Below are 25,655 nucleotides of genomic sequence, written 5' to 3'. Positions count from 1 at the left end.
CTGATATGGCAGAGATTTTGCTATACAATTATAGCAAAAATTACCTAACAGCTATGACTCTCCGCCGCCGCGCTCTGCTCACAACTTTTGGGCTGACTGCTATTGGTACTCAGCTTTTGCCCCTCGCCCAAACCAACCTATCTCCCAAAAGTGCGATCGATAAGCCGCGCCGCCTGCAAGTCGGCGATACAGTAGCTTTAATTAATCCTGCGGCTTTCAACTACAAAAAAGAAATCGAGGATTTTTTTAAAGTTATCGAAAAGCTGGGATTAAAAGTTAAATTGGGAGAGCATTTTTACGACCGCTACGGCTATTTAGCAGGCAAGGATGCCGATCGCGCCGCCGATGTCAACGCAGCCTTTGCCGATGACTCAGTGCGAGCTATTTTTACCGGGATGGGCGGCTGGGGCTGTGCTCGGATATTGCCGCTCCTGGATTACGATATTATCGGCAACAATCCCAAAATTATTATGGGATTCAGCGATATTACTGCGCTGTTATTGGCGATTTATGCTAAAACTAATATAGTTACTTTTCACGGCCCTTTAGGTGCGTCAACTTGGAGCCCCTTTACAGTAGATTACCTCAAGAAAGTTTTGTTTGACGGAGGTTCTGTTACGATGCAAAACTCCAAAACCGTGCCAGTTCAAACAATCACGGGCGGAAGAGCTAGGGGAAAACTAATTGGTGGCAATTTATCAGTAATAGCCGCAATGGTGGGTTCGGCTTATTTGCCGGAGTGGGAAAATTGTATTTTGTTTGTCGAGGAAGTGGGCGAAGAAGTTTATCGAATCGATAGAATGTTGACGCAGCTCAAATTAGCGGGCATTCTCGATAAAATATCCGGTTTTATTTTCGGAGACTGTACCAAGTGCGAAGCTGAAAAACCCCAAGAGTCCCTAACCTTACCTCAAGTCTTGTCCGACCACATTCGCCCTTTGAAGATTCCCGCGTGGTACGGTTCAATGGTGGGACACATTCGGGATAAGTTCACTTTGCCGATCGGTCTAGAAGTTGAAATTGACGCTGACTCTGGTACAATTAAATTGTTAGAATCCGCTGTCAGCTAAATTTTAAACTATTCTCGATATTCGCGAAGCTCTTCCTCTGCTCCTGCATTACCCCGCAGAGCCTGGTAATGAAAAAATTAAACATACAATTAGGACGATTGTGAAAAACCGACAATTCCTCAAACCGCTAGCAGCAATTATCTTAGCAATAATTTGCCTGTTGCCGCTCAATGCCTGTGCAGCAGCAAGTAAAACCGCAAATGGCGACACAATTTACCAGCAGCGAACCGTCCACAATCCCGACGGAACAGGCAAATTTTACATGGGTCGAGAAATTGCCCAAGTCATGGGATATCAAGGCGCTGGTTGGCTGGAAAGACCGTCTCGCGGCATGGAAGAAAAATCAGCTCGATTAGTCAACAATCTCGATTTAAAACCAACCGATATTGTCGCCGACATTGGAGCTGGAACTGGCTATTTTAGCTTTCGCATCGCTCCCTTAGTTCCAGAAGGAAAGGTTTTAGCAGTTGACGTGCAGCCGGAAATGATTAATTTTCTGGAATTGAATAAAAAAGAAAAAAATATCGCTAACGTTGAGCCAGTTTTGGGAAGTATGGACAATCCGAATTTGCCGGAAAATAGCGTAGATTTAGTTGTAATGGTCGATGCTTATCACGAATTTGCATATCCCAGAGAAATGATGCAAGGAATTGTCAAAGCACTCAAACCGGGAGGCCGCACGGTATCGATCGAGTATCGGGGCGAAAACCCGCTGATTCCCATTAAAGGTTTGCACAAAATGACGCAGAAGCAGGTAAAAAAAGAAATGGCCGCCGTCGGTTTAGTATGGAAAGAGACAAAAGATATGTTGCCCCAGCAGCATTTGATGGTGTTTGAGAAACAATCTCAAATTTAGCAGCCAAACAGAGCAATTGCTTACCATTTTTAATCATTTTTGTCAAGGTACAAAAGACGTATTTGTGTGCACTGGCGATCGCTCAGTCAAACATACTAAGCCTTAAGTAACCCTTAAGATAGACATTTTACTAAAAATACCATTTACAATTAAAACTTGATAACCCAGAGGCGCTTCTTTCATTTTTTAAGCGAAGAAGTGTCGCTATTAAGAAGTACCAGCGTGAACATTCCAAGTTCCATCCTCACCATGCTCGCCGGCATCGTAGTGACTCTGATCAGTCTCTGGTACGGGCAGAATCACGGTTTGATGCCGATCGCCGCCTCTGACGAAGCATCCGACATAGACGCACTATTCAATACAATGATGACCATTTCCACTGGACTATTTATCATGGTCCAGGGAATTCTCATCTTTGCTGCAATTAAATATCGCCGCCGTCCAGGAGACAACACAGACGGGCCGCCTTGGCATGACAACTTTCCTTTAGAAATTCTTTGGACAGCCGTGCCGGCGGTGATTATTTTAGGAATCGGAGTCTACAGTTTTGAGATTTACAACTCAATGGGAGGCCTCGATCCGATGGGCAATCACGACCACGGCACCATGCAAGCGCACTCTAAAATGCGCGGAAGTGCGATCGCCGCCACACTCTCAGAAACAGGTCAAAATACCCCACAAATTCCGTCTAGAAAACTTGTGGCTCTAGGCGTCGGCGCTTCCCCAGAAAATGAAAACAAACCAGCAGACTTAGTTGTAAATGTCACAGGTTTGCAGTACGCCTGGATTTTTAGCTATCCAGAAAGCGGTGTTAGTTCCGGCGAACTGCATATGCCAGTCAACCGCGACGTACAGCTAAATATCTCAGCTCAAGACGTGCTGCACGCATTTTGGCTGCCGGAATTTCGCCTCAAACAAGATGCAATTCCTGGGCGGCCGAGCGAACTGAGATTTACACCAACTAAAACCGGCGAATACCGGGTTGTTTGTGCTGAATTGTGTGGCGCTTATCACGGAGCGATGAAAGCTGTAGCAGTCGTTCACACGCCAGAAGAATTCGACGGTTGGCTGCAAAGCCAGCAAGTTGCTAGCAGTCAAAACTTAGAGCAAGCAGTTGCAGTCAATCCTGGGGAATTGTCAGACGGTGAATTTTTGGCTCCCTACGTCAGGGAAATAAAAATTAATTCCGAAACCCTAGAACAACTTCACCCAACTCATCACTAAAAATAGTCATTAGTTTCTGGCACTGGGTATTTTATCCTAAGCTAATAACTAATGACTAATAACTAATGACTAATAACTATGACACAAGCACAGTTCCAAGAAAGTGCAAACACTGAGGCTCGCGGAACAGCGCCCGCCGATAGACATTGGCGCGACTACTTCACTTTTAATACCGACCACAAAGTCATCGGTATTCAATACCTAGTCACAACATTTATTTTCTATCTAATCGGCGGCGTGATGGCAACTTTGGTGCGAACAGAACTCGCCACCCCCGACTCCGATTTTGTCCCCCCCGAACTCTACAACAGTTTATTTACTGTTCACGCGACGGTGATGATCTTCCTGTGGATCGTACCCGCCGGAGCCGGATTTGCTAACTTTTTGATCCCCTTAATGATTGGGGCAAAAGACATGGCATTTCCCAGGCTGAATGCGATCGCCTTTTGGCTAATTCCCGTAGGCGGCGTGTTGCTGTTGAGCAGTTTTTTGGTGGGAGCTCCACAAGCGGGTTGGACTTCCTATCCGCCTTTGAGCTTAGTTACTGCTCAAGCGGGGGAAGAAATTTGGATTCTCAGCGTTTTGATTCTGGGAACTTCTTCGATTTTGGGGGCGGTTAATTTTGCCGTTACCATCTTTACCATGCGGGTTCCGAGCATGGGTCTCAATGATATGCCTTTGTTTTGCTGGGCGATGATTGCGACTTCAGCGCTGACTTTGATTGCTACTCCAGTCTTAGCCGCAGCTTTGATTTTGCTGTCGTTTGACTTGTTAGCAGGGACGGCATTTTTTAACCCAACAGGCAACGGCGATCCCATCGTCTACCAGCATTTATTCTGGTTTTATTCGCACCCGGCAGTTTACATTATGATTATGCCCTTTTTCGGGGTGATTTCAGAAGTTTTGCCGGTGCATTCCCGCAAGCCAATTTTTGGTTATTTGGCGATCGCATATTCCAGTCTCGCGATCAGCTTTTTGGGCTTGATCGTGTGGGCGCACCATATGTTTACCAGCGGCACTCCCGGCTGGCTGCGGATGTTTTTTATGATCACGACTATGATCATCGCCGTACCAACTGGGATTAAAATATTTAGCTGGTTGGCAACTATTTGGGGAGGCAAACTCCGGCTTGTCAGCGCGATGCTATTTGGGATGGGTTTTATCTCAACATTTGTCCTCGGCGGCATCACCGGGATCATGGTAGCTTCCGTACCTTTCGACATTCACGTTCACGACACTTATTTTGTCGTCGCTCACCTACACTACGTGCTGTTTGGCGGCTCAGTGTTTGGAATTTACGCTGCTTTTTACCACTGGTTCCCCAAAATGACGGGGCGGATGATTAATGAATTTTGGGGTAGAGTTCACTTTGTTTTAACCTATGTGGGCTTTACTGTAACTTTCCTGCCGATGCACGCTTTGGGGATGCAAGGAATGCCCCGGCGGGTGGCAATGTACGACCCGAAATTTACCACAATTAATGTCATTTGTACTGTCGGTGCTTATATGCTGGCAGTGTCTACAATCCCGTTTATCATTAATGTGATTTGGAGCTGGAGGTACGGCCCGAAAGCAGGTGACAATCCTTGGCAAGCTTTGAGTTTGGAATGGATGACGACTTCGCCGCCCCCGATCGAAAATTTTGAAGGAGTGCCGGTATTGGCAACGGGGCCTTACGATTACGGCATGGAAAAAATTCAGAATACTGGGGAACGTCTCAGGCTCAAGCTGAGGGAAAATGCCACCCGTAACGCCCAGAAAACAGGTATTCCTATTGCTGAGGCTCAAGCTTCAACTTTCTTTGGCGGTACTGCAACTTTGGTCGCTCCTGAATCAGAGGTAAATGTTGATTCTCCTGCTGATGAAAGTCAAGATGGCGAATAGTTATTAGTTATTTGGGAATTGGGAATTGGGAATTGGGAATAAAAACTGTTGACTGTTGACTGTTGACTGTTGACTGTTAACTAACAACTGCCAACTAACAACTAACAACTAACAACTCCCAACTAACAACTGCCAACTCCCAACTGCCAACTCCCAGCTCCCAACTCCCAGCTCCCAACTAACAACTGCCAACTGCCAACTGCCAACTGCCAACTGCCAACTGCCAACTGCCAACTGCCAACTGCCAACTGCCAACTGCCCACTGACAACTGACAACTGACAACTGACTTCTTCATTACCAATTTCTTATGCAAATTCCCGCGATAGATCCGACAAAAACAGCCCTGAATTACCACCACGAGGGCGAGGTAGAAGCACACGGTGTCGAGCATCCCGACCACCGGATGTTAGGGGTAATTGTGTTCCTGTGCGCTGAAGGCATGATATTTTTCGGTATGTTTGCCGCGTATTTGATTTATCGGGCGATGGCCCCCGCGTGGCCTCCTGAAGGTACGCCCGATCGCGAGTTATTGCTGCCGGGAATCAATACGGTAATTCTGATTGCTAGCAGTTTTGTGATTCACAATGCGGATACTGCAATCAAAAAAAATGATGCGGTGGGAATGCGTAATTGGCTGCTCGTAACTATTGCTATGGGCGCAGTTTTCTTGTTCGGTCAGGTTTACGAATACGCTCATTTAGAGTTTGGCTTGACGACGAATTTGTATGCCAGTTGCTTTTACGTTTTGACTGCTTTTCACGGCTTGCACGTTACGTTGGGAGTGCTGCTGATGGTGGCGGTGGTGTGGCGATCGCGCGCGCAAGGTCACTATTCTAGTGAGCACCACTTCGGAATCGAAGCGACTGAGATTTACTGGCACTTTGTCGATGTGATTTGGATTGTTTTGTTTCTGTTACTGTATATTTTGTGATCCCAGAGGCTTTTCAACCTCTGCCACAAGAGATTTGTATGACCCCCAATTGGGGGTTTTTTTATTGTTTGGGCTGCTGGCTACCGTGCAGGTTCGCTAACTGTTTGTGGCGACCGTCAACTTTGGTTACACTATAATAGGAGTAAGTTGGCAAATCAATTCCTCGATCGGCTATAAGTAATATCAATTCCGGTTGTATCGGAATTAATATTACCCGAAATCAGGACACGGCAGTGCCGTGTCCCTACAATGGAGCGCGGTAGGGACACGGCACTGCCGTGTCCTCTATATCATTCCGACGCAGCCGGAATTGATATAAATCCCCCTAATTAAACGTAAAATACGGATGACTAAAAAGCTTGCTGCAATATGTCTTCTTCCTTCTTCCAACTTCGGTCTTCCAACTTCGGTCTACTTAGCCAGCGCGGCCGGCAAAATCTCTCGCAGTTTAATGTTCTATTTGCCAAGTAGTGTCTAATATTGTGAATCAGCAACTAAACCCAGAATTTGAGCGTTGGGCTAGAGAACACAATCAAGGTAATCTAAATTCACCTACTACTCGCCAGCTTTACGAAAATCGCCAAATATCTGTAGAGGAATATATTGGCAAATTCCGCAAAGGTGGAATTAGTGAAGTCTTGCCCGCAGAGGCAAAAACTATGTCGGTTGAAAATGCTTTAAAAGCAGGGATAGTCGGGGGTAAAAATCTGCGGAAGTTACTAACAGATAATCGCGATAAGTTCCAAAAATGAGGTGATATTGTGAATCAGCAAACTGCATCAAAAAATGATATTACTGAAACTCTCAGGCAAATGCTTAGAAGTAAGATATTCAAAGCGATTGAAACTAATCGCGCTGAAACTTGTTTGTGCACTTTGTCTTTTCAAAGCACTGCTTGTCCCGAGAGGCACGTTTGGATTGATACAGATTTGGAGGGAATAGGAATTGATTTAGAAGATTGGAATATCGAAAGCGAATGGGACAATGCAGTGGCGCGCATCCGCGTAGACTCTCTTGAAGATGCGGTAGAAATTGTCCAAACATGGCTTTATGGCGGCAATTTGGATAACTACTCGAACGTCAATCGAGAATATGAAATGGTTTTTAAAACGCCTATAAAACAGCATTGAGAAAATTATGCAGTGCGAATTGTGCGATCGACAAATGGAAGCATTAACCGCCCATCACCTCATCCCCAAACAAAACACCAAGCGGAAAAACGAAGATCCAAGCCCGACAATCGACATTTGCTCCGCTTGTCACCGCCAGATTCACTCTCTATTTGACAACAAACATCTCGCCCAAGAGCTCAACACCCTGGAAAAGCTCAAAAATGACCCTGAACTCCAGAAATTTGTCTCTTGGATTAAGAAACAAAAAACCGACAAACGCATTCAAGTACGCGGCAAAAAAGCTCGATCGTAGGGAGCGAGCTCAGATATATAGTCTTGGACGCAGTTACTCTCTGAGGCCCGGTTTCTTCATTAATTTTTCGTTTCCTAACCCAAAATTTTGCACAGCAACCCGGTTTGTTTGCGTAAATCCTAGTATAGTGATTTACTTATTCGTAACAAACTGCCAAATATTATCATGAACCTCACCTCCCTCGAACTCGCAAAAGACCGAGCGCGCATCTACAAAAACTACCTCCAAATGGAAATAGATGCCAAAGCTAACATCAACAAACTAGCTTTTTTAGACCGGGGCATTGAAAAATCCCCTTACCTACAAGAAATTAAAAACTATCCCGATTATCTCAAACAGAAACCCGACGGCTTAAAATTAATTAGCTCTATTCCCGGACCCAATAATCCCCTCAAACTTACCCCATTTCCCAGCCTGGGAGAACTACCTCAAATTAACTCTCAAGCTTTAAGTTTCCTCCACGAAGACATCAAAGAAGCCTGCGTTTGCATTGGTACTTTTGTAGAGGGCAAAATTCAGGCGCAGTGGCTGGGAAAAAACGCGCTTACCAATTCTGAGCAGTGGAGTGCCACTAAAATTATCGCACTCCTTAATATCGTCAGTCAAATAAATAACAAATATCCCGACTGCGACATTGACAACTGCGTTGTTAGAGATGGCAACGGGCTAAAACAAGATTTTTACTTTTACGATGTAGCAAAAGACATGATTAGCTATGCCTCACATATAGCAAGTTCAAACTCCTTAGCCGCGATGTTCAAACGCTTCGATACTCGCATAGGACTAGAGCAATGGCTGAAGAGCGCTACTGGCAATAATGACCTAATTTTTCGCGGCGATTACGGCGAAAATCCTTATCACAATAACCCCAAAATATTCGATCTCACCAAAAAACAAGTGCTGTTAAGTGCCGCATTAAACAGCACAAAACAAAAAAATTCCGTATCTGCTTATGACTTAACCAGGCTGATTTCCATGTTAGGATGGCACTTCCACATCGAACAGCGATCGCGCATGAAAGCATCTCAGTGGAACAGCTTAGAAAGCATTGTCAGAGCAATGGGACACGACAGCGCTCGATATGTGGACGTAGCAATTAAAACTTTGGGGATGGATAGCCTGATCACTTCTCCAGTAATTATCTCAAAATTGGGTTACGGACTGAGCTCGATCAGGGGAACCCTAGAAACAGTTTATGTGGCTTTAGTGCGGTTTGTTGACGAACGGCCGAAGGCGGCGGGAAAGCCGGCAAAACTCAGAACTTTAGCCATGACTTTGCGGGCAGAAAAACCTGTAGGCGGTTCCAATGTCGATCGCTTGGCGATCGAACTCGACGCCAGATTTTGCGCCGAAGTCACGGAAATTCTCCGCCGGTTGTTTGCGGAAGAATTTTAAAGGCGGGCGATCGACTAATGAGAAAGTCGGTGAAACTTGCGATAAAGCATCCTCTCCACTGGCTTTCCTCCGCGCAAATGTTGCTCAGTTATTGTCGCAACTTCTTCAGGACAAACGCCATTGTACCAAACCTCTTCTGGCAGCACCAACACCATCGGCCCGTTGCCGCACTGTCCCAAACAACTGCTAGCAACAACTTCAACTTCTGAGGGCGACAATTTCTGAAAAGCTGCCAGTACCTTTGCTGCAATTTGCTTGCGACAAGTGCGGTTTTGGCAAACAAGAACTTGCCTAGAAAATTCTGTGATTTTCATGTTTTTTTACTTGACAATCTGCTACATATATGCTATTTTTTTATCATGGGAATAGGTGCGCGCATATAAGCCCAGATTTTAAGGTGCGCCGCAACGCACCCTACGATTAATCTGGTGATAAACCTTTGGAAGCCAACCATTGTCGATCGAACAAACGCGACTGATACCGAGCCCCGCCGTCGCAGAGTACCGTAACAATCGTATGTCCAGGCCCCATTTGCTTCGCTAAAGCCACAGCCGCCCCCACATTAATCCCCACAGAACCCCCCATAAACAGCCCTTCTTTTCTCAGCAGTTGGTAAATCACCCGGACAGCTTCAGTATCGTGAATTTGAATCGCGTCGTCTACCGGGGCATTCTCCATATTTGCAGTGACGCGAGTGGTGCCAATTCCCTCAGTAATCGAACTACCTTCAGTCTTAATTTCTCCAGTTTTGAAATAACTGTAAAGCCCGCTGCCCATCGGGTCTGCCAAGACAATTCTAACAGCAGGATTTTTTTCTTTCAAAAACATTCCTACCCCAGCAAAAGTGCCGCCGGTACCAGTAGCTGTTACCCAAGCATCAATTTTCCCGTTTGTTTGTTCCCAAATTTCCGGCCCAGTTGTCTCGTAATGAGCTCGGCGATTGGCTAAATTGTCAAACTGATTTGCCCAGACTGCATTCTCCATTTCCGCAGCCAATCTTCCCGACAATTTGACATAATTATTCGGGTCTTTGTAAGGAACAGCGGCAACAGTCCGAACTTCAGCGCCCAAGGTTTTCAAAGCATCGATTTTTTCTTGAGATTGGTTATCTGGAATCACAATCAAACATTTGTAACCTTTAGCGTTGCAAATGTGGGCCAAACCGATGCCAGTATTGCCTGCAGTGCCTTCAACAACGGTGCCGCCCGGTTTCAGCAAGCCTTTTTCTTCTGCATCTTTGATGATGTATAAAGCAGCCCGGTCTTTTACAGAACCGCCGGGATTGAGAAACTCTGCTTTGCCGAGAATTTCGCAGCCAGTTTCATCGCTGAAGCTGTTTAAGCGAATTAGTGGTGTGTTGCCGATTGTGCCTACAAAGCCGTTTTTAATATCCATATTTTTTGTGTGTTTGCATCCTATTATTAATTTTTACAATAAGTTGATATTTATTGCTACCAGTTCTACCAAATCTTGCTCATATTGAGTACAAATCCAGGCAAAACGGGGTCGCCGCTAACTGTAGCCGGATTCTCCAAACATTCCTCTGGCAAACCCGGACGGTAAATATAAACTCTGCGATTTTTGCGGTCTATTAACCAGCCTAACTGCACTCCTGGTTCTCTCATATATTCTTGCATTTTTTCTTGCAATGGCTTGAGATTGTCAGAACCCGACCTGAGTTCTACTACAAAATCAGGGCAAATAGGGGCAAATTTTTGCTTTTGTTCGGGTGACAAAGCATTCCATCTTTCCAATTTAATCCAAGCAGCATCCGGCGACCTTTCTGCACCTGTTGACAGAGTAAATCCTGTACTCGAAGTAAACGCTAAACCAGTACCATTTTGTTCTGCCCAAACCCACAGCGGCCCAAATATATTACCTTCTCGGTTTCCCGTCTCCGAACCAGTAGGGGGCATAATTAGCAATTCTCCCGATTTGTTGCGTTCAATGCGTAACTCACTATTGATTTGACAGAACTCGAAAAACTCGTCGTCTGTCATTTGCAATTTTGGCGGTATTCGCAACACAATTGTTGATGACAGCATTTTGCCTTTCCTCCACTCTAAATTGTTCAGACAAGATTGCACAATTTCTTTGTTTGTAGTGAGGACTTGAGTCCTCGAAAATCAGGATTAAGGACTCAAGTCCTAGCTATAAGCTGGTGTGGGATCAATTCCGGTTGTATCGGAATGATTAAACCACAGAGGGCACAGAGGACACAGAGAAAGAGAAGAGAGAGATAATAATTCCGATGTCAACGGATTTGATATGACGCGCGAATTATAGAGGTAAGGTGCTCCGTGGGCACCCTACATAATTAGGTTCTGCGTCCAGGAATGTTAAACCTATTTATTCGGCTGAGGAGTCATCCGCAAATAAGGCTTAATCGGCGTATAGCCTTTGGGAAATTTCTCTGCCAACTCTGCGGGGTCGGTAATCGAAGGTACGATTACGCAATCGTCGCCATCTTTCCAATCAACCGGAGTCGCAACGCTGTATTTGTCGGTAAGTTGCAAGGAATCAATTACTCGCAAAATTTCATTAAAATTCCGACCAGTGCTCGCCGGATAAGTAATGCTCAAACGCAATTTCTTTTCCGGGTCAATCACAAAAACTGTGCGGATTGTTAAGTTGTTCAGCGAGTTGGGATGGATCATGTCGTAAATGTCGGAGACTTTACGATCGCCATCTGCTAAAATCGGATAGTTGAGGGTGACATTTTGAGTTTCCTCAATATCTTTAATCCAGCCCTTGTGAGAATCCACATCATCGACGCTGAGGGCAATGGTTTTTACTTCCCGCTTTTCAAATTCAGACTTGAGACGGGCCACTGCACCGAGTTCGGTGGTGCACACTGGAGTATAGTCCTTTGGGTGGGAAAACAACACGACCCAGCTATCCCCAGCCCAGTCGTAGAAATTGATTTCCCCTTCGGACGAAGCTTGGGTAAAGTTGGGAACTGTATCGCCTAATCGCAGAGTCATAACTAATTTCCTCTAATTTTATTTAAGGACTGTTCCTTATCATGCCATAATTGCCCGGTTTCTCGATCGAGCTGTAAAGGATTCTAAACTTTTTGGTCGATCGATCGGCAATTCCACTACTGTAAGGTATGTGCGGCCTGTTCCTACCGCTAAATTTTCTGGCTATGCTTTACTTTTTGCTTAAGGCAATACAGCCTGTTTTAGTCCCGCTGTGTTTTGTCTCCGCCTGGGGCTTAGTTTTTTTGCTGTGTTCGAGTATCGGGCGTACTGTCGCCGACTCTATGCGCCGAGCTCAGCGGATGCACCAAATCCCTTGTGCTAACTGCGTATTTTTCACCGGCGACTACCACCTCAAGTGTCCCGTTCAGCCTACAATAGCTTTATCTGAAGATGCGATCGACTGTCCTGATTATCGATCGCAATCGGGAACTTACGGTTAAAAAAAATCTGCCGCCGCTTTACACATTTCTTAACATCTCTGGCTCTTTCAATTAAACTTAAGTTGTGGTAGAGAGATTTTTAGGAGTGCGGAAAGAATGCTCATTCAAAAGCTAAATGCCTGCGACGAGTTTATTGCTGGCGACGGTACTCAACTGCGAGAATTGCTGCATCCAGACAAAGAAGCTGTGGATTTGCGTTACAGTTTAGCCCATGCAACTTTGCCCGCAGGGCAAACTTCTGCGCTGCACTCCCTGACCACTTCTGAAGTTTACTACATTCTCAGCGGCGTTGGAGAAATGCACATCGACGACGAAAATCAATTCGTAGAAGCCGGAGATGCCGTTTACATTCCGCCAAACGCCAAGCAGTTTATTTACAACTGTGGCACAGAGCCGCTAATATTTATTTGTATCGTCGATCCCGCGTGGCGAAAGGAAGACGAGACTATTTTCCAGTAATTTTCTAATTTTTCTCCTTTTATGCTCGTTACCCGGCTCTGCCCGGTAACGCATATCTAGAGGCTCTACCTCTACTGAAAAAAACATCACAAACCGAAAATATCTTTTAACAACAACAGCACCCAGCCTTATGTACCGAGTGATTTCCTCTTTTTAAAACTTCGATGCGGAGTTGCAATAATCCTCGGATTTAGTTGCATTGCTCCCCTCTAATTATTTGAGGAAGTATCAGCTTTTTTGGTGGGTGCTGCTATTGGTTTTTGATGGGACAGATGTGAGATTAAACAGCGTTTTACTCCTTAGATTCTATTGTGAACTTCGCTGTGAGATCTGGATTTGGTATCTGTCGGAGAAGCTTTTTGTTTGCTTCATATTATTAATTTACCACCTTCTCTCGGAAGCGCAAGTACCTGCAACTAAACTTTACAAAGGTCGGAAGAGGGAAGAAGGAAGAGGGAAGAGGGAAGACAACCCTCTAGGGGTGTAGATAATTGCGGGTAATTGTGAAGTTAAATCAAGCATCGAGCTTTCTAGCTGCTCAGCTAAAATAGTAGATTCCGGCTGTGGTTGCTGCTGCGAGAAACAGGCATAATATTTTTATGAAAACAACCAAACTCATCAAACTGTGTGTTTTATCGCTGAGCATTTTCCTGCTATGTAGCAATGTGATAGCGACAGCGGAACCGACTGTGAAGCCTCAAGCGCAGCAAACTTACACTAACCAAGAGATTCTGCAACAGTTGGTGAAGGCGAAAATTGTGTATCTCGGAGAAACTCACGATAGCGAGACAGACCACCAAGCTCAACTGAAAATTATTCAAGAAATGCAGCGGCAAAATCGTAAAATTGTGATCGCAATGGAGATGTTTCAGCGTCCGTTCCAAAGTGCGATCGACAACTACTTAGCTGGTAAACTGACAGAAGAGCAATTAGTCGAGCAAACAGAGTACGATCGCAGATGGCGTTTTCCCTGGGAATATTACGCCCCCATTTTGCGGTTTGCCAAAGAAAATCAACTACCCGTCCTCGCCTTAAATACCCCGTCAGAAGTCACGAGAAAAGTTGCCACTCAAGGTCTAGAAAGCCTCACAGCAGAGGACAAAAAGCACATTCCGCCAATTTCCCAAATTCGCACCGACAACCCCGAATATCGGCAACTGCTGCTAGAAGTTTATCAGCAACACCAAAAGGCAGCACAGGGAAATAGTACGGCTTTTGAAAGATTTTTGCAAGCCCAAGTTTTGTGGGACGAAACTATGGCGGAAAAAATCGCTGAATTTGTCAAAGCCAATCCCGACTATCAAGTTGTAGTTTTGGCGGGGAAAGGGCATATTATTTACGGTTACGGCATTCCCAGCCGCGTCGAGAGGCGTTTGGGAGTCGGGAAGGTAAAAACGCGATCCGTTGTATTCAATTCCAGTGAAAATCCTGCTTTGTCGGCAGAAAAATCTATTGCTGACTTTGTTTGGCAGCACCGGGAATAGTAAAATTTTACTCAGAAGCAATTATCCCTAAAAATCCATGACAAACAGACCAAAAATACTGGCATTTGCCGGAAGTACCCGCGAAGCATCCTACAACAAACTGCTGGTAAAAGTTGCAGCGGCTGGGGCTAGGGCGGCGGGTGCAGAAGTTACATATTTAGATTTGCGCGATTTGCCGCTGCCGATATTTGATGAAGATTTGGAAGCAAAAGAGGGAATGCCAGAAAATGCCCGGAAGTTGAAGGAATTGATGATAGCGCATCATGGGTTTTTGATAGCTTCTCCCGAGTATAACAGTTCGGTTACGCCTGTGTTGAAAAATGCGATCGACTGGGTATCGCGCCCAGCTCCTGGCGAACCGGGATTGGTGGCTTTTACTGACAAAGTAGCGGTGATTATGAGTGCTTCCCCTGGCGGATTGGGCGGTTTGCGGGGATTGGTTCATTTGCGATCGATCCTGGGTAATATTAACGTGTTTGTCCTCCCGGATCAGAAAGCAATTCCCAAAGCTTTTGAAGCATTTAATGATGACGGTACGATGAAAGATGCCCAACTGCAGGAATCTGTTGAAAATCTCGGTGCTAAATTGTCGAATGTCCTGTCTAAATTAATCGCATAAGGCGATTTTACTCGTTACCAGGCGCTTTGTGCCTGGTAACGCAGAACCGATTGCATAAATCTTTGGTTGAGCAGATCAACCGATCCTTCAAAGAAGATCAACACAGATGCAACGCAGATAATCTTAAGATAGTTTACTAATTTGACAATATTGTCTATTGTTGACTATATTTGGCAGTATTGATTTGATATAATCTCAAAAATATAACCCACTCAGCCAGAACAAGAACCAAAGCGTGAAAGTCAAGCGTCTAAAAATGAACTCATTCCGAGGCTTCAGCGATTTGACCCTGGAGTTTGATAGAGATGAGCCGACTGTGTTTATCGGTATCAACGGTGTGGGAAAATCTAGCATACTTGATTGTCTGGCTATTCTGCTGTCCTGGCTGACAAAGCGAATTCAAAACCCCAATAGTTCTGGACGATTTTTCAACGACGATGACATCAAAAAAGGAGGTAAAGAAACTCACAATAAAATCACAATTTCAATCAACGATGGGCAGGAATTGGCATGGTCTTTAACTCATGTCACTAAAGGGCGAAGCAAAGATACTAGCAGCAACCTTGCGGAGTTAAAAACTGTTGTTGACAACATACACAATGAGTTAGATGGTACTTCCAACGTAGCATTACCTCTAGCTATTTACTACCCAACTAACCGCGCTGTACTTGATATTCCTTTGAAGATTAGGACGAAACATTCGTTTCAGCAGATAACTGCTTATGACGAGGTACTCACGGGAGGGCAGATCGACTTTAGGCGCTTTTTTGAATGGTTTAGAGATCGGGAAGATTTAGAAAACGAATTACGACTAAATAATTATAATGAGTATCGCGATCGCCAATTAGAAGCAGTCAGAGATGCGATCGCTAACTTACTAAACGGCTTCTCAAATTTACGGATTCGGCGATCGCCTTTGCGAATGACTGTGGACAAACAAGGCGATGAACTTATCATCAATCAACTATCCGATGGTGAAAAATGCTTGTTAGCACTGGCAGGAGATTTAGCAAGGCGTTTGGCGATCGCAAATCCGAATCCATCATGCAATCCACTTCAGGGTTTCGGGGTTGTTTTAATCGACGAGATTGAGCTACACTTGCACCCAAAATGGCAACGGGCGATTATTCCGAATCTGGCAAAAACTTTCCCTAATTGCCAGTTTATAGTTACCACTCATTCGCCACAGGTAATCAGCGATCTCAAATGGGTTCATCTTTTGAGGTCAACATCTGAAGGAATTGTGATTGAGCGAATACCATCCTATGGGAAAGATAGCAATCGGATTTTAGAAACGCTCATGGGAACCCCTGAACGTCCGCAGGAAATTCAGGAATCTTTACATGAACTGTTTCGCTTCATAGACAAGGGTGAACTTGACAACGCACGGCGATTGCGCCAAGAATTAGCGCACAGAATGGGAGAAGAAGATCCAGAATTTGTGAGAGCAGATTGGCTAATTCAACGCAAGGAAATTCTCAATAAATGAAATATATTCAAAAGGGAAAAGAACCTCAAGATTTTTCGGACTGGAAGGCTACACAAAAGTCTCTTGGTGTCAATTATGATTACAAAACTTTTTCCAATCCTGAAAAAGGATCGGTACACATTTCTTTGCTAAGTGAACAAGGCTATATTTGCTGCTACTGCTGTAAGAAAGTTGAGCAAAGTAATAGCCATATTGAACATTTAGCCCCCCAGAGCAAGAATGATTCAGAATTATCTCTTGATTACACAAATCTGCTAGGTTCTTGTGGCAGATGTCCAAATTGGCCTGAGTATTGTGGGAATAAGAAAAAGAATCTTTCTATCGCAGTTTCACCACTAAAGTCGAACTGTGAAGAATTTTTTAGTTACTCTAGCACTGGTGAGATACTGCCAACTACAAATAATTTAGATGAGGAAAAAGACGCTGAAATAACAATTAAAGTTTTGGGACTCAACCATTATGACTTAACGCAGGGACGAATTCAAGCACTGGAAGCACTGAAAGGAATGACGACGCAGGAAGAGGCAGAATTATTAGCTGAAGTTTGTCAACAAATGGATGCACAAGGGCGATACCAGCCTTTTTGTAATGCGGTTTTGTATTTTCTCAAGAATTATTTTGGTGTTTGTTAAGTTTAATCTCACCCAAAGATTGCGAAATGGAGAATCAGACTTACTCTAAATTATACCAGAACCGCATCACCCGATCGACCTAAAAGAAAACCACCCGATCGCACATTGGCAGAAATACACCAGAGCAAGCATAATTTAACCATCGGTCATCGGTCGGTATATTTCTTCCAAACCGCACGGCAGGCGTGGGAGACTCCTCCGTCACATCTGCCATGCAGTTTTATTTAATAATTGTACGATTGGGGCATCCCTACACTACGATAAAACAGGTTCGTAGTGAGGACTTTAGTCCGCAAGAAAGAAGGACTAAAGTCCTCACTACAAACCTATTCGGTTCGAGGTGACATTAATATCAGCCCATTTTCTTCTTCTTCCAAGCCTCCACAAACGGCAAAAACACCGACACCAACTCCTGCCGGTTCATCACCAAAGTGGGATAAGAAACCCTCCCGTAATTCTTCCCTACTTCCAACGGAAAAATCGCCTGGGACTCCAGCGGTAGCCAAACCGCACCCGCAGCCTTCACAATTACCCAACTCCCGGCAATATCCCAAATTTTCGGAGTTGCTTCCACCCCTCCCATAGCCGCACCAGAAGCCACCATCAAAAAATTGTAACTAGCCATACCCAACATCCGAATTTTACTCGGAAGATGAGGCCCAATTCCCACACTCCGCGAACACAAATTAAATATATGATTTCCGCTCATTTTATCAGCACTCGGGCGAATTTGCCTACCATTTAAAAATGCACCTTGAGGCATATTTGTCAATACATTATCGCCCGCCAAATCCTCTGCATAAAAACCGTGAAACAATTGATTCACCGGGGGCAAATGCACACAGCCAAAAACCGGAGTTCCGCGATACAATAAACCCAAAGAAATCCCCCAAATCGGAATTCCGCGAGCAAAATTAGTGGTAGCATCCAAAGGATCGACAACCCAACACCATTCAGTATCAGGGAAAACGTGTTCTCCTTCCTCGCTCAATATTCCGTGGTTGGGAAACGCAATTGCGATCGCACTTCTAATTTCCGCATCCGCCCAATTGTCAGATTGCGTAACCAAAGTGCCATCATCTTTCTCATGCGCTTGTGCATAACCGAAATCTTTCAAAAATTGCTGTCCGATTGTCTTGACAGTAGTTTGAGAAAAAATTAAAATAGAGTTCCAAAAATCTTTCATTTCACTAACAATTAACAACTAAGGGAGATGGGGAGAGAATTATCCAATTGCCAATTCCCAATGAATATTGACTAATGACGTTGGACTAATGACTGAGCGGGTTTTGCCTTTTTTTTAGTCATTTGTATTATATATCCTTAGCTAAACCCGCCCCTACAAAATGCTAATGACGTTGGATTAATGACTAATAACTACTGACTAATGACTACTGACTACTGACTAATGACTAAACCTTAGTCTAATTCATTTTCAAGAATAGTGGCGATCGCACTTTTAGCATTATCCTGAAACTCCCGCACATCCACCCTACCCAACAGCCAAACAGCCAGAATCATACCCACCGCCGGTACAGCAAATACTAACCCGTAAGCCAACATCGGCACCCCAAACAAACTCCTGCCAAAATCCAAAATAGCACCGCCGCTAACCGTCGCCACACCCCGCGCCATCGCTTGCGACAAACCCCAAGCGCCAATAAAAGTCCCCGCCGTTTCTGCAGCAGTCAAATCCAACATCAAACTTAGCGCACCAGTCGTCGTAATTCCTGAAGCTAATCCGAAGCACATTAAAGCCGACTTAAACACAATTGGATTACCAGTAAATCCCGATAAAATAATCAAACAAAAACAAGCAGCCACCGACAAACAACCCAACCTAATCGTATTTTGCTTGCCGATGCGCGGCACAATTAAAAAACCAGTAGCACTCAAACCAAAAAGCACACCAGTACCATAAATAGCATTCAACCGCGTAGTTTCCGAAATCGGCATCTTAAAAATTTCCCCGCCGTAGGGTTCCAAAACCGCATCCTGCATAAACAAACAAATCGTCATTACCAGCAGGAAAGTAAAAAACAAACCGGTTTGACGGCTAGCAGTCAAAATCCGCAGCGCACTTCCCAAAGTAATTTTATCTTCTCGATTCACTGCGAGCGATCGCACCCCGTACCGCGAATACTTTTTCTCAACCCCAAAAGTTGCAATCCCCACCAACAGCAAAACCACCGCCGGCACCTTCACAAACAAACCATTAATCGAAGCCTGCAAAACTTCCCGCGGCACATCCCCATCAATCTGCTTCAGCAAACCGCTGCTGACAATCGCCCCGATAATAATACCAACCATCAGCATCGACCACACAACACCCACCAACTTCGATCGATCCTCCTCATCCGAAACATCCACCAACAAAGCAGCAAAAGGAGTCGAGCTCGAACAAATTGCGATACCATAAACTGCAAAAACCAAACCCAACAAACCCACCCAACCGTAAGTAGGAGTCGTCCATCCCACAGCCTCCAAACTAGCTCCCAAGCGCCACATCACCTGCACCGCCAAAAAAGCCGAAATTACAAACAAAACACTTCCTACCCACACGTAACCCGTGCGGTGATGCCCAAACAAAGGCTTAGCATCCGACATTTGCCCGAACCACACCCTAGCCGGGGCGACAAACTGGTGCATTGCCAGCGTACCCGCCACCACAGTAGCCGGAATCGCCAACTCCTTAATCATCACGCGATTGAGCACCCCCAGCGTCAAAATCGACATCATACCCAGCCCCATCTGAAACAAACCCAGCCGGAACATAGTCACGAGGGTAACTCTCTTGATAGCAGCAGTCGCGGAATCTGTTAATCTAGAATCTGGCAAACGGTCGATCGACATAACTATTCAAATAAACACAGCATCAGCATTTATAGTAACTGATACCAGTTAAAAAATAATGCAACTGTACGCCCGTGCTGCCAACCCAGACACAATTATTTATTCCCAATCTAAAATCTAAAATTTAAAATCTAAAATCTAAAATGGTATGATATATCGCCACCAGCCACCTTTCCTCCTCCAGCTAGAAGCTCAAAAGCGATTATTCCTATGAAAATAATAGAAAATAAAGAATTGTGGATTTACGAACCGTGACAACCATTACCCTAGGACAAAAAGGCCCAGCCGTCATTCCCCTGTGCGTCGGAACTTGGGCGTGGGGCGACAAACTATTTTGGAACTACGGCAGCAACTACGGCGCCGCCGAAGTAGAAGCAGCATTCAAAACATCCCTAGATGCCGGAGTCAACTTTTTCGATACAGCCGAAGTCTACGGTAACGGCTTGTCAGAAGAATTGCTGGGACAATTTATCAAAAAAACCAGCCAACCCGTACAAATAGCCACAAAATTCGGCCCCGTACCTTGGCGAATTACCGGAAAATCAGTTTCCGAAGCCTTGAGTGCCAGCTTAAAACGCTTGCAAGTAGAACAAATAGCCCTCTATCAAGTACACTGGCCATTCAGTTTTTTACTCAGTCAAGAAACCTTGATGAATGTCTTAGCAGACGAAGTAAAACAAGGCAGAATTCAAGCAGTAGGAGTCAGCAACTATTCAGAAGAACAGATGCGCGAAGCCCACAAAATATTAGCAGCCAGAGGAGTTCCCCTAGCAACAAATCAAGTCCGTTACTCATTGCTGTCGCGACAAGTAGAAAAACAAAAAATTGTCAGTGCAGCCCGCGAATTGGGAGTCACAATTTTAGCATACAGCCCCTTAGCCCAAGGATTGCTCACCGGGAAATACAGCGCCCAAGAACAACCGACAGGAGCCCGTAAAATGGACTCCCGCTTCAGCAAAGCCGGGATTGAGAAAATCGAATTAGTCATGTCCACCTTGCGGAAAATGGGGAGAAAGCGCGATCGCACGCCCGCCCAAGTTGCCCTAAACTGGTTAATATCTCAAAACGGAGTCATCCCAATTCCCGGCGCCAAAACCGCCAAACAAGCCGAAGAAAACGCAGGCGCACTAGGCTGGACTTTAAGCCAAGATGAAGTCAACCAACTAGAACTAATGACACGTCCCTGGCTAGAATAAATAAAACTTATTCACAACCAGTCAAAAACCGGGTTTTTTCACGAAAATACACAGATTTTACCCTGCGAATTCCGTAAAAAACCCGGTGGATTTGCTCTTAATGCGTCCAGGACTCTTCTAACCTTTCTATCCGTGACATCCGTTAAATCCGCTAAAAAATCCGTTGCCGAACTTCCCTCTATCCGTGACATCCGTTAAATCCGTTAAAAAATCCGTTGCCGAACTTCCCTCTATCCGTGACATCCGTTAAATCCGTTAAAAAATCCGTTGCCGAACTTTCCTATAACTATGAAACAACTATTAACTGACTGGGGTTTCACGCGCGAAGGCTGGCGCAACAACAGCCGCGGCGAATATTTAGTATTGCTGCAAGGAGCATTACTAGCAGGATTTGCCATCTTACCAGTTTATCAACTGCCGGGATTCAAAATTCAATCAACTCAATTAATTTATCTTACCTGGTTTCTGGCAGCTATGCTCGGTTTTGGTGCATTAATTTTAATCGTCAAAGGATTGATAGACTTAGGAAAAAACCTCACACCTTTACCCTATCCCATAGAAAACGGAGAATTAATCCAAACAGGAATTTACAGCATAGTGCGGCATCCATTATACAGCGGCTTAATTTTAGCAGCTTTCGGTTGGACAATTTTTCAAATGAGCATATCGCACTTAATAGCTACTGCAATTTTACTGATATTTTTTGATATCAAAGCCAATCGCGAAGAAACCTGGTTGAGTGAAAAATATCCCGACTATTCAGAATATCGCCAGCGAGTCAAAAAACTCATTCCCGGAATTTATTAAAAGTTTTAGATTGCGGTTTGAATCAAGCGTTCTATGATATACTCGACGATCACAGGCTGTAGCATTAAAGTTGTTGGTGCGTGATCGTTGAGCGATCGCCGATCTTCGATGAGCGATCGCCCCGCCAGCGCCTCCAATGCTTCCATCAGGTCGCGTCCAGAAACTTTGGGCAAAATTTCAGCTTTTAGCTTCGCAGGAGTCGCTGCTTCTTGATTCATGGCCAACCAGTACATGATTTGTTGTTGCAGGGGGGACAGGCGATCGAACTGGCGATCGAGCAAATCCCACAAATCGCTAAAAACAGTATTTCCTTGCAATAAAAATCTCTGAATATCACCGCCAAAAAGTGTTTGAATAGTCGTGGCTGCAATTTTGATCGCCAGGGGATTGCCGCCAAAGTAGTTGACAATATCTCTACTTTGTAGTAGCGTTGCCTTTAATCCTTTATCGGCGAGGATTTGCTGGCATACAGGCGGTGAAAGGCCGCAGAGTTTGAGCGATCGCACCGGCAAATTTTCGCCCGATCGCACAGCGAACCCGCCCGGTTGTTCTCTTCCGGTTAAAATCAAACAACTTTGGTGCGATTCGTCAGCAATGCGCGCAATTAACAGTCCATAATCTTCATAGCCTTGTTGGTATTGTCCGCTGCGATTTCCCCCTTGCAAAATCGACTCCAAATTGTCGAGAATTAACAAACAGCGTTTTTGTCGCAACTGTTCCATGAGAGCAGAAACAGAGTTATTTGTTGTCGCTGATGAATTAGTTAAAATCGGTAAAATATTGCTGAGGATAACATCTAATCGCGGTGCTTGCTGCAAGCTGCGCCAAATCACAAATTGAAATTGAGATTGAATTTGCTGAGCGAGTTTGACAGACAGAGAAGTTTTGCCGATACCGCCAATGCCAAAAATACCGATCGCACGGGTAGAATTGCCACTAATCCAAGTTTCTAATGTTTCGAGTTCCTGTTGGCGGTTGTAAAATTGCGAAACATCGATCGCTTCTCCCCAATCTTGGATGCAGTTATTTGGTGCGCTGCCATGCTGGTAGCGGCGCAAGACTGCTTGAAGATTTTGCTTTGAGACTTTTTCACCGATGATTTGAGAGATAGTTCGCCACAAATGCGAACCGACTTGTTTAATATAATCGTGTTCGTAAAGTAAGCGATCGGCTATTTCTTGATAAGAATGTCCTTCCCAAGTTTCCAGAAAGACGAGGGATTGAACGTCATTGAGTTTTTGCTTTTTATTGGCGGATTGTAACAAAATGTCGATTAGGGCGATCGCCTCTTGTCCTTTCATAGTTTGTCATATTGATTTATTCAGTAGATTTACCGATTATTCTGAGTGGGGGTTCTTTTTCAGGATAGAAAACAAATTTATTGAATTAACCGCAAGGTAGTCCATTTTATATTCGGCGGTTGAAACCGCGTCTATACGAACGAAGTCCGCCTTCGCGGACTGAGAAATAAGGGGGATATTTAAACCGGATTTGGGATAAGGTGAAATCTCAAATCGATCGGGGAATTTACGTAAGTTTACAAAAGAGAGTTACTTTTTCTCACCGGCAGGGCGATCGGAGTGATTTATTCTTTGAATTAAGGCAGAAAAAAATCTGTTAAGACTGTTCGGATTTAAACCGCAGATATGCAGCATAAGCCGACTAGGAAGAATGTTGTACCGCTGGTGGCTGCAATCATCAAATAACGTGTGAGTTTTCATAGTCGTATTTATTGAAGGAGTATTTAATCATGAGTTGGTTCAGTGAAACAGTTGATTCTGTGAGTGATGCTTTATCTGAGGTAGATCCTACTAATCCAAATAGTGCCGTAAGTGATGCACTGAGGGCAGTAGATCCAACATTACTTGTTGGTGATACAGAAGCTTTGTTGGAACCAATGGCAATGCCTCTCGCTCAGCAATGGAAATCAGACCATCCTGCTGCACAGTCAGATTCGCAATCAGACATTGATGATTGCGTTACAGTTGTTGCTTCAGGACTGGTAGCGGCAGGAGCTGCGATGGGTTCTTCAGCAGCAGGAGTAGGGGCAATTATTGGGGCAGCTATTGGAGCAGGTGCGGGAATTCCTGCTGCGAGACTCGCTTGTAGACGCATTTTTGAGTAAGCTCTTCTACATTTCTCCTTTTGGTGTTGTCAATTTCTGGTTGTGTGGAAGCAAAGACTATTCAAATAAAATTGGGCGATCGTAGATGAGGTTCAACTGCGATCGCTCTTTCCCCTAGCTCAACAATTTACCAACTTACAAACCTTTACAAAAGCCTGTCACTTTTTCTCACCGGCAGGGCGATATGGTTTGAGTTTTGATTGAAAAGATAGAGAAAAAAATGACTAACACCCAATCATGAATTACTGTGAGGTTTAGAAATATGGCAAAAAGATTTCAACTTTTAACTACCTTTATGGTAACAGCTACTTTATACGCTACAGGGTTTTCATTGACCCTTGAGAGCGCTTATGCTGGTTGTAACAGTGGCTTAGGAAGACTCGATCCAACTTGTCCGGGGCGTCCATTAGGTCGTCCATCAAACGGTGGTACAGCTCCAAGCAAAATTCCAACGCAAGTTGATACAAGGCCTGTAAACAGGCAATGTCCGGGAACGTATTCAAAAGAAGCTTTTCGCGGTGGTACTGGCAATGTGGCTTTCTTTAATGAGTGGAGTACACCAGTGACTGTTGTTCTCTACCACCCAAGCAATGGACAAATTTTTAACCGCTATACCGTGCCACCAAAACAGAATAACTTCCTTGGTAACAATGTGATAATTGGAGATGACTGGGGAGTTTGCTTTGAAAATAAACCCGGTTCCTCTGGTGTTGTCAATAATGCTGGGTCGATCTCTGATTATAATCCTAACTGGCAGGGCAATACCCTATTCATGATTCAGAACCCTCGTATTAGATAGTAAGTAGTTGCATCATTTCGCACAGGCTAACAATTTGGTTGCAAGTGAGATCGCCCTTTCCCCTAGCTCCAAAATTTACCAACTTACAAAGCTTGACAAAAGCCGGTCACTTTTTCTCACCGACAGGGCGATCAGGTTTTGGTTATAATGCAGACAGGTAACGATCGATCGACACAACTATTCTGATAATAGACTTATGAGCACTCAAATCGAATTTAAGGTTGCTGCCCCGCCATTTCGTTGGGATGAAGCTGGTGGCATCCGCATTGGTGACAGCCGCGTTACCCTCGATAGCTTGTTAGCAGCATACCATCATGGTTCTACACCTGAAGAAATTGCGGTTCAGTATTCTGTTCTCCATTTAGAGGAAATATACGCAGCGATCGCTTACTATCTCAGCCATCGTCAGAAAATAGATAACTACTTAGATCAACGTCGCCAGAAAGCTCAACAACAGCACAGTCAATTTGTGCAGCAGTATAACTTGGCTAATCTCAGGCAGCGCTTGAGCGATCGCGATCGGAATCAAGGAGAATTCATAGCCAATGCGTCTATTAACTGATGAGAACTTCAACGGTTCGATATTGCGAGGCTTAATCAGACGCTTACCAGACTTAGATGTTGTTCGCATTCAAGATGTAGGTTTAATCCATGCAGACGATCCTACTATCTTAGAATGGGCAGCCAATGAGGGGCGTATTTTACTTACCCATGATGTGGCGACAATTACCGGCTACGCCTACGAGCGAATTCAAAACAGGTTGCCCATGCCCGGAGTTGTTGAAGTTATTGCAACGGCTTCGATCGGGCTGGTCATTGATGACTTGTATTTATTCGTTTGTTGCAGTCAGCCCGACGAATATGAAGGCCAGATTCTTTTTATTCCCTTTCCTTAATTCCTACGCCAAAACTTAACACTGCGTTGGTGCGGTAGGTCAAGCTGCTAGCTATTAGAATGTCGATCGCACCTAGTCACTTGTTC

Annotated in this window: 29 protein-coding genes; 21 read left to right on the top strand and 8 right to left on the bottom strand. The window is 44.7% G+C overall.

Annotation, left to right across the window (positions count from 1 at the left end; all coding sequences use genetic code 11):
- The first annotated feature begins 53 nt into the window (after nucleotides 1–53).
- From QUA58_RS10355 to ctaD, 4 genes are all read left to right on the top strand, one after another.
- The gene (locus QUA58_RS10355; protein ID WP_333252403.1) at nucleotides 54–1,070 is read left to right on the top strand and encodes an LD-carboxypeptidase; all 1,017 of its coding nucleotides are present in this window, start codon (nucleotides 54–56) and stop codon (nucleotides 1,068–1,070) included.
- A gap of 97 nt (nucleotides 1,071–1,167) precedes the next feature.
- The gene (locus QUA58_RS10350; RefSeq protein WP_333393970.1) at nucleotides 1,168–1,926 is read left to right on the top strand and encodes a class I SAM-dependent methyltransferase; all 759 of its coding nucleotides are present in this window, start codon (nucleotides 1,168–1,170) and stop codon (nucleotides 1,924–1,926) included.
- Between the two features lie 222 nt (nucleotides 1,927–2,148).
- A complete protein-coding gene (locus QUA58_RS10345) occupies nucleotides 2,149–3,150 on the top strand; it encodes a cytochrome c oxidase subunit II (protein ID WP_333252397.1) in 1,002 nt (333 codons plus the stop codon).
- Between the two features lie 78 nt (nucleotides 3,151–3,228).
- A complete protein-coding gene (gene ctaD / locus QUA58_RS10340) occupies nucleotides 3,229–5,034 on the top strand; it encodes a cytochrome c oxidase subunit I (RefSeq protein WP_333393936.1) in 1,806 nt (601 codons plus the stop codon).
- 122 nt (nucleotides 5,035–5,156) lie between these two features.
- Here ctaD and QUA58_RS10335 read toward each other — a convergent pair whose 3' ends face one another.
- A complete protein-coding gene (locus tag QUA58_RS10335) occupies nucleotides 5,157–5,330 on the bottom strand; it encodes a hypothetical protein (RefSeq protein WP_333393934.1) in 174 nt (57 codons plus the stop codon).
- A 12-nt stretch (nucleotides 5,331–5,342) separates the two neighbouring features.
- Between QUA58_RS10335 and QUA58_RS10330 the strand changes: the two genes are divergently transcribed.
- The 5 genes from QUA58_RS10330 to QUA58_RS10310 all read left to right on the top strand — a co-directional run bounded on the left by QUA58_RS10330 (nucleotide 5,343) and on the right by QUA58_RS10310 (nucleotide 8,786).
- Nucleotides 5,343–5,966, top strand: coding sequence for a heme-copper oxidase subunit III (locus QUA58_RS10330; RefSeq protein ID WP_333393932.1), 624 nt, complete (start codon nucleotides 5,343–5,345; stop codon nucleotides 5,964–5,966).
- 482 nt (nucleotides 5,967–6,448) lie between these two features.
- Nucleotides 6,449–6,718, top strand: a complete 270-nt coding sequence (locus QUA58_RS10325) for a hypothetical protein (RefSeq protein WP_332985506.1) — start codon at nucleotides 6,449–6,451, stop codon at nucleotides 6,716–6,718.
- Between the two features lie 9 nt (nucleotides 6,719–6,727).
- A complete protein-coding gene (locus QUA58_RS10320; RefSeq protein ID WP_333393931.1) occupies nucleotides 6,728–7,096 on the top strand; it encodes a hypothetical protein in 369 nt (122 codons plus the stop codon).
- Nucleotides 7,097–7,103: 7 nt separating this feature from the next.
- The gene (locus QUA58_RS10315; protein WP_190661290.1) at nucleotides 7,104–7,391 is read left to right on the top strand and encodes an HNH endonuclease; all 288 of its coding nucleotides are present in this window, start codon (nucleotides 7,104–7,106) and stop codon (nucleotides 7,389–7,391) included.
- A 165-nt stretch (nucleotides 7,392–7,556) separates the two neighbouring features.
- Nucleotides 7,557–8,786: a hypothetical protein gene (locus QUA58_RS10310; RefSeq protein WP_333393930.1), complete on the top strand. Its 1,230-nt coding sequence runs from the start codon at nucleotides 7,557–7,559 to the stop codon at nucleotides 8,784–8,786.
- A gap of 14 nt (nucleotides 8,787–8,800) precedes the next feature.
- Here the strand turns inward: QUA58_RS10310 and QUA58_RS10305 are convergent, their stop codons facing one another.
- The 4 genes from QUA58_RS10305 to QUA58_RS10290 form a co-directional block, all read right to left on the bottom strand.
- On the bottom strand, nucleotides 8,801–9,100 hold the full coding sequence (locus QUA58_RS10305) for a (2Fe-2S) ferredoxin domain-containing protein (RefSeq protein WP_333252874.1): 300 nt from the start codon (nucleotides 9,098–9,100) through the stop codon (nucleotides 8,801–8,803).
- A 106-nt stretch (nucleotides 9,101–9,206) separates the two neighbouring features.
- Nucleotides 9,207–10,181: a cysteine synthase A gene (locus tag QUA58_RS10300; protein ID WP_333393927.1), complete on the bottom strand. Its 975-nt coding sequence runs from the start codon at nucleotides 10,179–10,181 to the stop codon at nucleotides 9,207–9,209.
- Between the two features lie 65 nt (nucleotides 10,182–10,246).
- Nucleotides 10,247–10,831: a Uma2 family endonuclease gene (locus QUA58_RS10295; RefSeq protein WP_333393925.1), complete on the bottom strand. Its 585-nt coding sequence runs from the start codon at nucleotides 10,829–10,831 to the stop codon at nucleotides 10,247–10,249.
- Nucleotides 10,832–11,131: 300 nt separating this feature from the next.
- The gene (locus tag QUA58_RS10290) at nucleotides 11,132–11,770 is read right to left on the bottom strand and encodes a peroxiredoxin (RefSeq protein ID WP_333393923.1); all 639 of its coding nucleotides are present in this window, start codon (nucleotides 11,768–11,770) and stop codon (nucleotides 11,132–11,134) included.
- A 164-nt stretch (nucleotides 11,771–11,934) separates the two neighbouring features.
- On the opposite strand from QUA58_RS10290, the gene QUA58_RS10285 reads away from it, so the two are divergent.
- The 6 genes from QUA58_RS10285 to QUA58_RS10260 all read left to right on the top strand — a co-directional run bounded on the left by QUA58_RS10285 (nucleotide 11,935) and on the right by QUA58_RS10260 (nucleotide 16,893).
- Nucleotides 11,935–12,210 carry a hypothetical protein gene (locus tag QUA58_RS10285; protein ID WP_333253013.1) on the top strand — a complete coding sequence of 92 codons (276 nt, stop codon included), beginning with the start codon at nucleotides 11,935–11,937 and terminating at the stop codon, nucleotides 12,208–12,210.
- Between the two features lie 96 nt (nucleotides 12,211–12,306).
- Nucleotides 12,307–12,669, top strand: a complete 363-nt coding sequence (locus QUA58_RS10280; RefSeq protein WP_333252884.1) for a cupin domain-containing protein — start codon at nucleotides 12,307–12,309, stop codon at nucleotides 12,667–12,669.
- Between the two features lie 599 nt (nucleotides 12,670–13,268).
- On the top strand, nucleotides 13,269–14,153 hold the full coding sequence (locus QUA58_RS10275; protein ID WP_333252886.1) for a ChaN family lipoprotein: 885 nt from the start codon (nucleotides 13,269–13,271) through the stop codon (nucleotides 14,151–14,153).
- Nucleotides 14,154–14,190: 37 nt separating this feature from the next.
- Nucleotides 14,191–14,772 carry an NAD(P)H-dependent oxidoreductase gene (locus tag QUA58_RS10270; protein WP_333252888.1) on the top strand — a complete coding sequence of 194 codons (582 nt, stop codon included), beginning with the start codon at nucleotides 14,191–14,193 and terminating at the stop codon, nucleotides 14,770–14,772.
- Between the two features lie 235 nt (nucleotides 14,773–15,007).
- Nucleotides 15,008–16,261 carry an AAA family ATPase gene (locus tag QUA58_RS10265; RefSeq protein ID WP_333393921.1) on the top strand — a complete coding sequence of 418 codons (1,254 nt, stop codon included), beginning with the start codon at nucleotides 15,008–15,010 and terminating at the stop codon, nucleotides 16,259–16,261.
- A complete protein-coding gene (locus QUA58_RS10260) occupies nucleotides 16,258–16,893 on the top strand; it encodes a retron system putative HNH endonuclease (protein WP_333393919.1) in 636 nt (211 codons plus the stop codon). The genes QUA58_RS10265 and QUA58_RS10260 overlap by 4 nt, the downstream gene beginning before the upstream one ends.
- 352 nt (nucleotides 16,894–17,245) lie before the next feature.
- On the opposite strand, the gene QUA58_RS10255 is transcribed toward QUA58_RS10260, so the two are convergent.
- Nucleotides 17,246–18,079 (bottom strand): inositol monophosphatase family protein, encoded by an 834-nt coding sequence (locus tag QUA58_RS10255; RefSeq protein WP_333252896.1) that lies wholly within the window; start codon nucleotides 18,077–18,079, stop codon nucleotides 17,246–17,248.
- A 233-nt stretch (nucleotides 18,080–18,312) separates the two neighbouring features.
- Nucleotides 18,313–19,746 (bottom strand): BCD family MFS transporter, encoded by a 1,434-nt coding sequence (locus QUA58_RS10250; protein WP_333252898.1) that lies wholly within the window; start codon nucleotides 19,744–19,746, stop codon nucleotides 18,313–18,315.
- Between the two features lie 251 nt (nucleotides 19,747–19,997).
- Here QUA58_RS10250 and QUA58_RS10245 point away from each other — a divergent pair, with 251 nt between their 5' ends.
- Complete coding sequence (locus QUA58_RS10245; RefSeq protein ID WP_333252900.1) at nucleotides 19,998–20,942, top strand: aldo/keto reductase; 945 nt, start codon at nucleotides 19,998–20,000, stop codon at nucleotides 20,940–20,942.
- 288 nt (nucleotides 20,943–21,230) lie between these two features.
- A complete protein-coding gene (locus tag QUA58_RS10240) occupies nucleotides 21,231–21,749 on the top strand; it encodes an isoprenylcysteine carboxylmethyltransferase family protein (RefSeq protein WP_333252902.1) in 519 nt (172 codons plus the stop codon).
- A 5-nt stretch (nucleotides 21,750–21,754) separates the two neighbouring features.
- On the opposite strand, the gene QUA58_RS10235 is transcribed toward QUA58_RS10240, so the two are convergent.
- Nucleotides 21,755–23,050, bottom strand: a complete 1,296-nt coding sequence (locus tag QUA58_RS10235; RefSeq protein WP_333393917.1) for an NB-ARC domain-containing protein — start codon at nucleotides 23,048–23,050, stop codon at nucleotides 21,755–21,757.
- A gap of 449 nt (nucleotides 23,051–23,499) precedes the next feature.
- On the opposite strand from QUA58_RS10235, the gene QUA58_RS10230 reads away from it, so the two are divergent.
- The 4 genes from QUA58_RS10230 to QUA58_RS10215 all read left to right on the top strand — a co-directional run bounded on the left by QUA58_RS10230 (nucleotide 23,500) and on the right by QUA58_RS10215 (nucleotide 25,569).
- Nucleotides 23,500–23,874: a hypothetical protein gene (locus tag QUA58_RS10230; RefSeq protein WP_333393916.1), complete on the top strand. Its 375-nt coding sequence runs from the start codon at nucleotides 23,500–23,502 to the stop codon at nucleotides 23,872–23,874.
- A 262-nt stretch (nucleotides 23,875–24,136) separates the two neighbouring features.
- Nucleotides 24,137–24,673, top strand: coding sequence for a hypothetical protein (locus QUA58_RS10225; protein WP_333393915.1), 537 nt, complete (start codon nucleotides 24,137–24,139; stop codon nucleotides 24,671–24,673).
- A 196-nt stretch (nucleotides 24,674–24,869) separates the two neighbouring features.
- The gene (locus tag QUA58_RS10220) at nucleotides 24,870–25,235 is read left to right on the top strand and encodes a DUF433 domain-containing protein (protein WP_333393914.1); all 366 of its coding nucleotides are present in this window, start codon (nucleotides 24,870–24,872) and stop codon (nucleotides 25,233–25,235) included.
- Nucleotides 25,219–25,569 carry a DUF5615 family PIN-like protein gene (locus QUA58_RS10215; protein ID WP_333393913.1) on the top strand — a complete coding sequence of 117 codons (351 nt, stop codon included), beginning with the start codon at nucleotides 25,219–25,221 and terminating at the stop codon, nucleotides 25,567–25,569. The genes QUA58_RS10220 and QUA58_RS10215 overlap by 17 nt, the downstream gene beginning before the upstream one ends.
- Nucleotides 25,570–25,655: the final 86 nt, after the last annotated feature.

Origin of the sequence: Microcoleus sp. N9_A1 (assembly GCF_036701795.1) — a bacterium.
GTDB lineage: Bacteria > Cyanobacteriota > Cyanobacteriia > Cyanobacteriales > Microcoleaceae > Microcoleus.
The sequence above is the reverse complement of the archived record's forward strand: the minus strand, read 5'-3'. Positions and strand labels throughout refer to the sequence as shown.